The organism is Streptomyces sp. NPDC048473, from assembly GCF_043200155.1.
In the GTDB taxonomy this organism is placed as follows: Bacteria; Actinomycetota; Actinomycetes; order Streptomycetales; family Streptomycetaceae; genus Streptomyces.
The window spans coordinates 1-9,559 of record NZ_JBICXE010000109.1 but is presented as its reverse complement, the minus strand read 5'-3'; the positions used below and the strand labels follow the sequence as shown (position 1 = coordinate 9,559).

The 9,559-nt window shown below is 68.9% G+C and carries 8 protein-coding genes and 4 pseudogenes; 8 read left to right on the top strand and 4 right to left on the bottom strand.

The annotated features are described in order from the left end of the window. Positions 1-103: 103 nt before the first annotated feature. Positions 104-966 (top strand): annotated as a pseudogene (locus tag ACGFU7_RS46775) (IS5 family transposase); the annotation flags it as partial. A gap of 15 nt (positions 967-981) precedes the next feature. On the opposite strand, the gene ACGFU7_RS46770 reads toward ACGFU7_RS46775, so the two are convergent. Beyond that, positions 982-1,758 (bottom strand): tetratricopeptide repeat protein, encoded by a 777-nt coding sequence (locus ACGFU7_RS46770; RefSeq protein ID WP_393704789.1) that lies wholly within the window; start codon positions 1,756-1,758, stop codon positions 982-984. A gap of 171 nt (positions 1,759-1,929) precedes the next feature. Beyond that, positions 1,930-2,154 (bottom strand): annotated as a pseudogene (locus tag ACGFU7_RS46765) (hypothetical protein); the annotation flags it as partial. 35 nt (positions 2,155-2,189) lie between these two features. On the opposite strand from ACGFU7_RS46765, the pseudogene ACGFU7_RS46760 reads away from it, so the two are divergent. Further along, positions 2,190-2,669 (top strand): annotated as a pseudogene (locus ACGFU7_RS46760) (transposase family protein); the annotation flags it as partial. Positions 2,670-2,831: 162 nt separating this feature from the next. Here ACGFU7_RS46760 and ACGFU7_RS46755 read toward each other — a convergent pair. Beyond that, entirely contained in the window at positions 2,832-3,725 is an 894-nt protein-coding gene (locus ACGFU7_RS46755) for a LysR substrate-binding domain-containing protein (RefSeq protein ID WP_393704787.1), read from the bottom strand. 144 nt (positions 3,726-3,869) lie between these two features. Between ACGFU7_RS46755 and ACGFU7_RS46750 the strand changes: the two genes are divergently transcribed. From ACGFU7_RS46750 to ACGFU7_RS46725, 6 genes and pseudogenes are all read left to right on the top strand, one after another. Next, positions 3,870-4,511 carry a hemerythrin domain-containing protein gene (locus ACGFU7_RS46750; protein WP_393704785.1) on the top strand — a complete coding sequence of 214 codons (642 nt, stop codon included), beginning with the start codon at positions 3,870-3,872 and terminating at the stop codon, positions 4,509-4,511. An 82-nt stretch (positions 4,512-4,593) separates the two neighbouring features. Then, entirely contained in the window at positions 4,594-5,595 is a 1,002-nt protein-coding gene (locus ACGFU7_RS46745; RefSeq protein WP_393704784.1) for a GNAT family N-acetyltransferase, read from the top strand. Positions 5,596-5,651: 56 nt separating this feature from the next. Further along, positions 5,652-6,434, top strand: coding sequence for a VOC family protein (locus ACGFU7_RS46740; protein ID WP_393704782.1), 783 nt, complete (start codon positions 5,652-5,654; stop codon positions 6,432-6,434). Positions 6,435-6,650: 216 nt separating this feature from the next. Further along, positions 6,651-7,382: pseudogene (locus ACGFU7_RS46735) on the top strand (glycosyltransferase); the annotation flags it as partial. A gap of 18 nt (positions 7,383-7,400) precedes the next feature. Beyond that, positions 7,401-8,138, top strand: coding sequence for an SAM-dependent methyltransferase (locus ACGFU7_RS46730; protein ID WP_393704791.1), 738 nt, complete (start codon positions 7,401-7,403; stop codon positions 8,136-8,138). A 98-nt stretch (positions 8,139-8,236) separates the two neighbouring features. After that, positions 8,237-9,106 carry an alpha/beta fold hydrolase gene (locus ACGFU7_RS46725; RefSeq protein ID WP_393704780.1) on the top strand — a complete coding sequence of 290 codons (870 nt, stop codon included), beginning with the start codon at positions 8,237-8,239 and terminating at the stop codon, positions 9,104-9,106. Between the two features lie 169 nt (positions 9,107-9,275). Here ACGFU7_RS46725 and ACGFU7_RS46720 read toward each other — a convergent pair whose 3' ends face one another. Next, entirely contained in the window at positions 9,276-9,413 is a 138-nt protein-coding gene (locus tag ACGFU7_RS46720) for a hypothetical protein (RefSeq protein ID WP_393704779.1), read from the bottom strand. Between the last annotated feature and the right edge of the window lie 146 nt (positions 9,414-9,559).

Below are 9,559 nucleotides of genomic sequence, written 5' to 3'. Positions count from 1 at the left end.
GATCAAGCGAAGGCCGCTCTTGCGTCCGGAACTTAGGCAAAACCATCAGCAAGTTCGAGGCCGTGTTCGACGGCAGACCATAAACGCCAAGCTTAGCAACCGGCGTTGTGGCCGGTGGCGGGATCACCGGCAGGTGATCGACGGAATTCTGCATCGGGTCCGGACCGGGGTGCAGTGGCGTGACCTGCCGGAACGGTTCGGGCCGTGGAAGACGGTCTATGAACGGCACCGGCTGTGGTCGGCCGACGGCACCTGGGAGCGTCTACTCCAGCAGGTCCAGGCCGCGGCGGACGCCGCAGGTGAGATCGACTGGGACATCTCGGTGGACTCCACCATCGTCCGCGCGCATCAGCACGCGGCTGGCGCCCGCACCGATCCGCCACCGGCCCCGGGGTCAAAAGGGGCCGAACTACCAGAACACCAGGGCGAAACCGCGTGGCAGAGCTTGCACGCCCGCCTGGTGGCGGTGGTGCGGGAGGTGAGGGCCTGGGCCGCTCGCGGGGCGGGTTCACCAGCAAGATCCACCTGAGCGCGGACGGCCGCTGCCGCCCACTCTCTCTGATCGTCACGCCAGGGCAGCGGGCGGACTGCACACAGTTCAAGCTCGTGCTGGAGAAGATCCGCGTTCCGAAGCGTGGGCCGGGCCGGCCCCGAAAGAATCCCGACAGCCTCGCGGCGGACAAGGCATACAGCAACGGGCCCTGCCGCGAATACCTGAGACGACGCGGCATCCGACACACCATCCCGGAAAAGACCGACAGCCAAGCCGCCCGCCTGCGCAAAGGCTCACGCGGCGGACGACCACCCGCCTTCGACGAAGAGCGATACAAGAAACGCAACACCATCGAACGAGCAATCAACCGGCTCAAGCAGTACCGAGCCGTGGCCACCAGATATGACAAACGCGGCTACGTCTTCCTCGGCACGGCCACCGCCGCATCCCTGGTCATCTGGCTCCGCACGTGACCGCCAGGGCAAGACCTAGTCAGCTCCGCAGGAGAAGCCGTAGTACAGCCCGCAGCCCGGGACGGGCAGCCCTGCGGGCAGCCGGGATCCGGTCAGCTCCGGCACCGGGACGACGTCCCATGACATCATCCCCTCGATGAGGTACTGACCGAGGTCGATCGAGCTCAGTTCGGCACCGTCCACATACGTGGTCAAGGTGGGGGCGCCACCCACCCCGCCCTCGGAAAGAGCGAGCCACTCATCGCATGCCCAGCGGATCTCGTCGGCGTCGGACGCGACGATGGTCGCGCTGTGCCGGACGGACCCGCTCCATCCCTCGTCCTCCCACACATAGAAGCTGTACGCACCCTCCGTGGCTGGCTTGCCCTTCGTGCTCCTCACACCAAGCAGCATGGCCAGTTCGTCCAGTCCGGCCTCGGCGTGGTCAAGGGGACCGGCCGCATGTATCCGGGCGTACAGATCCTCCGCCTCGATCTGCCGCTGTCTAATGGTGCCCACGTCCTCCCCGTACCCCGCCATGACGTCAGGGTTCATTTCCAGCACGGATTCCCAGTAGGAGATCTGCTGGGCCACACGCCCGGTCAACATCGTCAGGGCCTCGACGTCATTGGGGTGCGCCTCCACAGCGACGCGCAGCCAGTGCTCCTCAGGCCAGGTCGGCTCACCGTCGCCGGGCTCCTGTGGATCCGATGCCGTCAGACACAACAATCGTCCCAACTGCAGTGCGGCATGGGCATCGCCCGCCACCGCACCAGACCGCAGTCGTGTGATCACCTCGTCAGTGATTGCCATGGGCCGAGGCTACAACCCGCCACTGCCAACCAGGACTCGTGCCGATCCAGCAAGGCGCGCCCGAGCCCAGCCAGGCCCACGTCCGTGTCCGTGTCCGTGAGATCGCCGGGCTCCATGGCGAACGGAACGATCAGCCGGTGGGCACGTCACATGATCGGCCGGACAAGTCCTAAAGGCGGAGCGTTCGGCCTCGGCCCCCACCTCGATGAACCGCTCCAGCAGCGCCAGCCGTTCCCCGCGCCGGGCCTCCGACAAGGCGATCTGCTGCCGTTGCTGTTCAGCGCGTTCCGCCGAGAGTTGAGTTCTGTGCTGGACGAGGTAGGACAACGAGCCGCCGAGGACAACGCCGCCCAGCGATATGAGTGACACCCAGACCTGACCTGACATGGCGGTCATCGTGCCATGCCGTCGATCTTTGAGACGATCTCGCTGTGGCTGGTGTGATCACGGCGTCCGAGCCGTCCTGGATAGCCCCGTTCACCGGGCTGAGCCCGCGGCAGTTCGGAAAGCTGGTGACAGTTCTGCGGCGCGAGGGTGCGGACGCGGTCCGCAAGGGACGGCCGTGGGGCCTGCCGTTGGAGGACCGGGCCCTGCTGGTCGCGGCGTACTGGCGCACGAACCTGACGATGCGGCAGCTCGCCCCGCTGTTCGGGGTGTCCAAGTCGGCGGCGGACCGGATCATCGACCACCTCGGGCCGATGCTTGCTCTCCAGCCCCGCAAGCGGTTCGCCAAGGGCACCGTGCTCATCGTGGACGGCGCCCTGGTCCCCACCCGCGACCACTCCGTGGCCGAGCAGTCCTAGAACTACCGGTACTCCACCAACCACCAGGTCGTCATCGACGCCGACACCCGACTGGTCGTCGTGGTCGGCCGGCCGCTCGCCGGGAACCGCAACGACTGCAAGGCCTGGGGGATCCGGGCGTCGTCGAACGGCGTCCACACGCTCCGGTCCTTCGCTCGTACCGTCAGAGGAGGTCGCCCGCCGCAGCTACCTGGGAGCCCGCTGTCGAGGGCCTGGTGAACGATCCGCCAGGCTGCGGCGCCTACGACGTGGTGGAGTCGGCAGGCTGCGTCAGAAGCGGAATACACCCAGGTCGCGCACGGTGTCGGCCAGGGCGCGGATGAGGTCGTTTTCGGCTTCGGTCCGCCAGACCAGAGCGAAGGTCAGGGTGGCCATCTCGGGGACGGGGAGGAATCGAATGTTCGACATGCCCCAGTATTTGGTGACATGGCCGGGGAAGGTATGGATGATGTCGCCCATGCCGATGTGGCTGATCAGCTGATCGGCGTTGTCCGAGGCCGCGGCCGTGATGCGCTCGATCGAACGGCCGCGTGGGGTGGAGAAAGGCAGGTAACTGTCCTCCCAGTAGTCCGGCATGCCGAGGGCAGTGGCGTGTGGGAACTCGGCGAGCAGCTCTACCGGTATGGAGTCCCGTGCCGCGAGCCGGTGGTCGGCGGCCACGGCAAGGACTCGCGAGTCGGTGCACAAGGTCGGCCCGACGGTGAAGTCCGGCTCCTCCACCGGCAGCCAGACGATCATGACGTCCATGGCGCCGCTGCGGAGCTGGCCGAACGGATCGGTGAAGGTTACCTGGCGGATCTGGAGGCCCCATTGCGGGTGGCGCGCACGGAACGCCTTCCAGTAGGGGTGCAGATCGACGACGTTGAAGGGCATCAGGCTGACGCGGAGCTGTGCGGTGATGCCGCGGGCCGCCAGCTGGGCTCGCTCCAGGGATTCGTGCAGGCCCGCGTAGACCGGTTGTAGGTCGTCGCGGAACTGCCTGCCGACCTCCGTCAGACGAACCGTGCGGCTGGTGCGGGCGAACAACTCGGCCCCGATGCGCCGCTCCTGCTTCTTGATGGCTTGGCTGACGCGTGCCGGGGAGACGTGCAGCCGCTGTGCGGCCCGGCCGAAATGCAGCTCCTCCGCCAGTACGAGGAAGATCTCGATGTCCCGCAGCTCCACCGGCCCCCGCCCCCCGTGTCGATAACCCAGCGGTTATCGAACCGCGTGGAAGTTTGGCTTGATCATATGCGCGGATCGCAAGATCGTTTGAGACATGCATGCACGCATGAGGATCCGTGAAGAACGCCGCGTTCGTCCGGCCCGATGAGCGACGCCATCGACCTGACCATGATGTACGCGATGCATGGCGCCCTGCGCCGGGAACTGGCCCAGCTCGACCGGGTCACCACCGCCGCGGACCGTGACCCCGTGCGCGTACTGGCCACCGCTGCCGGATGGACACTGTTCAAACAGGCCCTCCGCGCGCACCACACTGCCGAGGACGGCGCGCTGTGGCCGTCACTGCGTCAGAATCTGGCCGGCAGCCCGAAGGACCTGGCGCTGCTGGAGGTGATGGAGGCCGAGCACGCCGCCATTGCTCCGGTGATCCAGGCCATCGACGAGCTGCTGACCGAGCCCGGAGACAACCCGCTGCGGCTGGGCCAGCTCACCGACGCGCTGACCCGCGGCCTGGACGGACACCTCAAGCACGAAGAGGACACGGCCTTCCCGCTGATGCGGCGGACGCTGACCGCCGAGCAGTGGGCCCATTTCAGCCAGGTCCATGCTCAGCACATCGGCAAGGACGCACCACTTCTGCTGCCGTGGCTCCTGGACGGCGCCGACAAGCCGACCATGACGAGGCTCCTCGCTCAGCTGTCCGCGCACGCGTACGCCGCCTGCACCGCCCGATGGATCCCGGCCTACACCGCTCTCGACCGCTGGAGTCCAGGCACCACGGCCTGACACACCTTCACCACCCGCCGCCCTCGCGGTCCATCGCCCGGCCGAAATTCGCCCCTCGACCTCTACCACGAAAGCCATCACAGTGTCCCCATCTGCACACGTCACTCCGCTCCAGCGCGCCTCGGACACCGAAGCCGCCTCGTGGCACCAGGTCGTCGCCGCCTCGACGGCCCACGACATGCCCGGAGTACTGGCTCCCAGCCTCGGACAGATCCACGCCCAGCTCACCCAGCCCGCCCTCGGCAGCCGCCGGCTGACCTGGCTCGCCACCACGGCGGACGGCACCACCGTCGGAGTCGCAGGTCTGCGGCTGTTCACCTCACCGAGCCAGCAGCACCTGGCCGAACTGGAACTCACCGTCGATCCCGCACACCGACGCCTGAGAACCGGCTCCCTTCTCCTGTCGGCGGTCGTGGCTGCCTGCCGCGCCGAGAGGCGGCGCAGCCTCGTCGCGACAGCGGCAGCCGATAGCCCGGGCGAGGCGTTCAGCGAGCGCCACGGCTTCCGCCGGGCGCTCATCCTGAATCACCTCATGCTGCGCCTCGACGAGCTGGACGTGGCCGAATTGCTGCGGATCGCCGATGCTGAGCGCCCCGGTTACCGTCTGACCGGTTGGACCGGAACGGTTCCCGACGAGCTCGCTGACGCGTTTGCCGCGGCCAAGAACGCGATGAACGACATGCCCGTCGGGGACCTGGACTACGGCAGCGTGGCGTGGGACGCCGAACGCGTGCGCGCCATGGGCAAGGTGGTCGCCGACCGCGGCGACACCCTGCAGACGATCGCCGCTGTCCACGACGACGGCACGGTGGCCGGCTACACCGAGATCCTGATCCCCCAGGGGTTGCCGCCGCGGGTCCAGCAATACGACACGGCGGTCGTGCCCGCGCACCGCGGCCACGGCCTCGGGTTGTGGGTCAAGGCCGCCATGGTGCGGCGGCTTCGCGCCGAGCACCCCGGCGTCGTCGAGATCGAGACGGACAACGCCGACGACAACGTCCACATGCTGGCGGTCAACCACCGCCTGGGCTTCCGCTCCTACCGGCACACCCGCGAGTTCCAGCTCGACGTGCCCGCGACCTGAGAGCACCTGACACCCCGGCTCGTCCCCGCCCATCGCACACCAGCCAAGGAGCTGCCGTGAACGTTTCCCACTCCACCCTGTCCCTGACCGTCGCCGACGTCGACGCCTCCCGTGACTTCCTCTGCACCCACCTCGGCTACGAAGTGGCCATGGCCAACGACGGCTTCGCCTCCCTGACCCGCGAGGACGCCGCCGTCGACATCGTCCTGCTCCGCAAGGGCACCGAGGTCCTGCCCGCCGAGCAGCGGGACCGGGAGGCGGGCGGCCTGATCATCGCGCTCACGGTCACCGACCTCGACGCCGAGGAGGCCCGGCTGCGTGCGGCCGGCGCCCCCATCACCATGCCGCTGCGCGACGAGCCTTGGGGCGAGCGCCTGTTCCAGATGACCGACCCCAACGGTGTCGTCGTCCAGCTCGTCGAGTGGGCCGTCCCCGGCCACTCCGCCGAACCGAACGCGGACACCGCCGTGCACGTGATCACCCCCGCGGCCGAGCACGTCACCGTCTCCCCGAACGCGACCATGACCGGCCTGGCGGCTCCCAGCCGTGGCAGCACCGAGCTGAGCACCTGGACGGTCGGCATGGACGCGGGGGCAACCGGACCCGAGCACTCCGTCACGCGTGAGCAGGTCTGGACGGTCACCAAGGGCGCCCTGGAAGTGACCTGCGACGGCCACACCCACAAGGTCCTGCCCGGCCAGAGCCTGATCCTCCCGCCCGGCCTCGTCCGTCGGATCCACGCCCCGGAGCGGGCCGAGGCCCACGTCTCTATGCGCTCCGACGGCGTCGCTTCCGTTCCCGGCACCGAGGGCACCCGCGAACTGCCGTGGTCACGATGACCGCGCTTACCGCGAACAGCCCTACCCCCTGCCCCCTGGAGGTTTCGGCAACGACCGGATATCTCCCTCGAAAATCGCCGGCCGAGGCTGGCATCCACAAGGAATGAGAGACACGACATGCGTGTGCTGTTGATGGCGTACGGATCGCGCGGCGACATCGCGCCGCTCGCGGGACTGGCGGCGCAACTGCGGACTCTCGGCGCGGAGGTACGCGTGGACCTGGACGCCCAGAAGGTCAACGCCCTTTACCTCCAGCCCCTCAACACCCACCGCGCGGCGATCGGTCTCGCACCGGTGGACAACGTGCGCGACCACGTCTTCACCGAACGGCCATGGCTGGCGGTGGACCCGGTCCTGGGCCCGTGGGAGCAGCTGACGAACCTCGACGTCGTACAGACCGGCGCGTGGATCCTGCCCGACGAACGCCCGCTGCCCGCCGATCTGGAGACGTTCCTGGACGCCGGCACCCCACCGGTATACGTCGGCTTCGGCAGCATGCCCATGAGCACGGCCACCGACGTCGCCCGGACCACCGTCGAGGCGGCCCGCGCACAGGGCCGCCGCGTGCTCGTCTCCCGCGGCTGGGCGGAACTGGGTCTCGTGGACGACGCGGACGACTGTTTCGCCGTTGGAGACGTCAACCACCAGTTCCTCTTCCGCCGGGTCGCGGCCGTCGTCCACCACGGCGGCGCGGGCACCACGACCGCCGCCGCCCGAGCCGGTGCGCCCCAGGTGGTGGTACCCCAGTTCGTGGACCAGCCGCACTGGGCCGCCCGCGTGGCCGAGCTGGGCATCGGCGCTGCACACGACGGCCCGACGCCGACCTTCGAGTCCCTGTCAGCCGCGCTCAGGACGGCCCTGGCCCCCGAGACGGAAGCACGGGCGAAGGCCGTCGCCGGCACGATCCGCACCGACGGGGCGGCGGTGGCCGCGAAGCTGCTCCTCGACACGGGCCACGCCGCGCCGATGAGCCGCGAAAAGATCTCCGCGATCGCTCACGCCGGCCACCCGATAAAGTCGCCGCTCGACGACGACTCGGTCAGCCGCCTGCTCGAACGCGGCCTCCCGCGAGGCGACGAGCGCGTGCTCGACCTGGGATGCGGCACGGCGGAATGGCTTCTGCGCGCCCTGACGACACGCCCGCACCTGCACGCCGAAGGCGTCGACGTCTCCGAAGTAGCTCTGCGGCAGGCCCGCCGGGCAGCGAGCGAACTCGGAGTCGACGAGCGCCTGGTCCTCCACCGACAGGAAGCCGCGGACTTCGGCTCTCCACAGCCGTTCGACCTGGTGATAAGCGTCGGCGCCACCCATGCCTTCGGCGGCCTTCTCCCCACCCTCGCGGCAGCCCGCAAGCACCTGGCCCCCGGCGGCCGCGTTCTGATCGGCGAGTCGTTCTGGGACCGCGCGCCGTCACCGGAGGCCGTCGAGATGTTCGGCGACCTCGACGACCTGGCGACCACCGTGGACCACGTCGTCGCCGACGGCTGGACCCCCGTCCACGGCCACGTCAGCACCCGCGGTGAGCTGGACACCTACGAGTGGGCCTGCTGGGGCTCACTGGCCTCCTGGGCTCTGGACCACCCTGCCGACCCAGCCGGCGCACAGGCACTGGAAACAGCCACCGCCCAGCGCTCGCAGTGGCTGCACGGATACCGGGACAGCTTCGGCTTCCTCTGCCTGGTCCTGCGCCGAACCTCGGAGTGATCGCGTAGGCCGCCGACAGGCCCGCGCACCCAAGACGTCCCCCGCACTGGGGGCCCGCCATGGCCGCCGCCCCGCGGCAGCCAGAAAGTGAGAAACAGATGCAACCGACGTTCGTACTCGTGCACGGAGCATTCGCGAACTCCTTCTCCTTCGCGCCCCTGCAGGCCGAACTCGGCCTCCTCGGGCACCGCTCGGTCGCCGTCGACCTGCCCGGCCACGGGTTCCAGGCGACCTTCATCCACGCCTATCAGACGCCGCAGGACCCCGAGGGTCTCGCGAGCACGCCCGGCTCGATCAAGGGCGTCACGCTCGCCGACAACGTCGCACACCTGATCGGAATCCTCGAACGGGCCAAGCAGAACGGCCCCGTGATCCTCGTCGCCCACAGCCGCGGCGGCGCCACGGTCACGGCCGCGGCCAACGCGCGCCCGGACCTGATTGACCGCCTCGTGTACGTCTCGGCCTGGGCCCCGGTCGACCTCGACGTCAACGACTACTACGCCGAGCCGGAGATGGCCACGGTCGACCCCACGGCCCTCGCCGCGGCGCTGGCCGGTAACCCCGCCGACCTCGGCCTGCTCCGCGTCAACTTCCGTACCACGGACACGGACGCGCTCGCGGCATTCAAGGCGGCCTTCTTCGCCGACGGCACCGACGAGCAGTTCCTCACCTTCCTCAACACCTTCCAGCCCGACGAGAACCTGGACGTCGGCGGCTCCGCCGACCGGGCGCAGGCCGCGACCTGGGGCCGCATCCCCAAGACCTACATCCGCCTGGCCGACGACATGAGCCTGCCCCTCGCCATACAGGACCGCCTGATCCGCGAGGGCAACGAGCTGACACCCGACAACCCGTACGACGTCCACACCCTGGAGGGCAGCCACCTGAAATGGCTGGTCGACCCCGCGCCGGCAGCCCGCGTCCTGGGCGAACTTGCCACGCTCCCGCCCCGTCCACTCAGGGCGTGACGGAAATGAGGTAAACGGTTCGGCGGTGGTGGGACAAGAAACGAGAGCCTCGGCACCACCACAGCGGCAGCCCTCGCCATCTGGCTACGAACGTGTCAGGTGAACCACAGCCCAGGGGAACGGCCGGTCCGGGACGCTGAACAGGACGTCGTCACATCCTTCGCATCGCTCAGCGCCGGCCTTCACCCGTGCCATGGGTGCCCATGGGAAGCTCTCGATGCAGTTGCAGCTCGAAATCGTGCATGCCACCACCGAGCACCCACCACGGGGCGGGCAGAAGCGACGGGGCATCCGGCATGTGCTGCATCACAGCATCCTTGCAGACCCTCTGGGCCGACCTTGATCGGCCGGACAAGTCCTAGTAGGGCTTGGTCATGTTGGTGCGAGGTCTGGCATGTCGCGGTGACAGGTGGGGCAGGCGCCGGTCCAGATCGCGAAGAGTGTCTGCAGCTC

What these genes read in the sequence shown, in the direction of transcription:
- ACGFU7_RS46770 (WP_393704789.1), bottom strand. Translation starts at nt 1,758, where the DNA reads ATGGCAATCACTGACGAGGTGATCACACGACTGCGGTCTGGTGCGGTG.
- ACGFU7_RS46750 (WP_393704785.1), top strand. Translation starts at nt 3,870, where the DNA reads ATGAGCGACGCCATCGACCTGACCATGATGTACGCGATGCATGGCGCC.
- ACGFU7_RS46730 (WP_393704791.1), top strand. Translation starts at nt 7,401, where the DNA reads ATGAGCCGCGAAAAGATCTCCGCGATCGCTCACGCCGGCCACCCGATA.
- ACGFU7_RS46725 (WP_393704780.1), top strand. Translation starts at nt 8,237, where the DNA reads ATGCAACCGACGTTCGTACTCGTGCACGGAGCATTCGCGAACTCCTTC.
- ACGFU7_RS46720 (WP_393704779.1), bottom strand. Translation starts at nt 9,413, where the DNA reads ATGCAGCACATGCCGGATGCCCCGTCGCTTCTGCCCGCCCCGTGGTGG.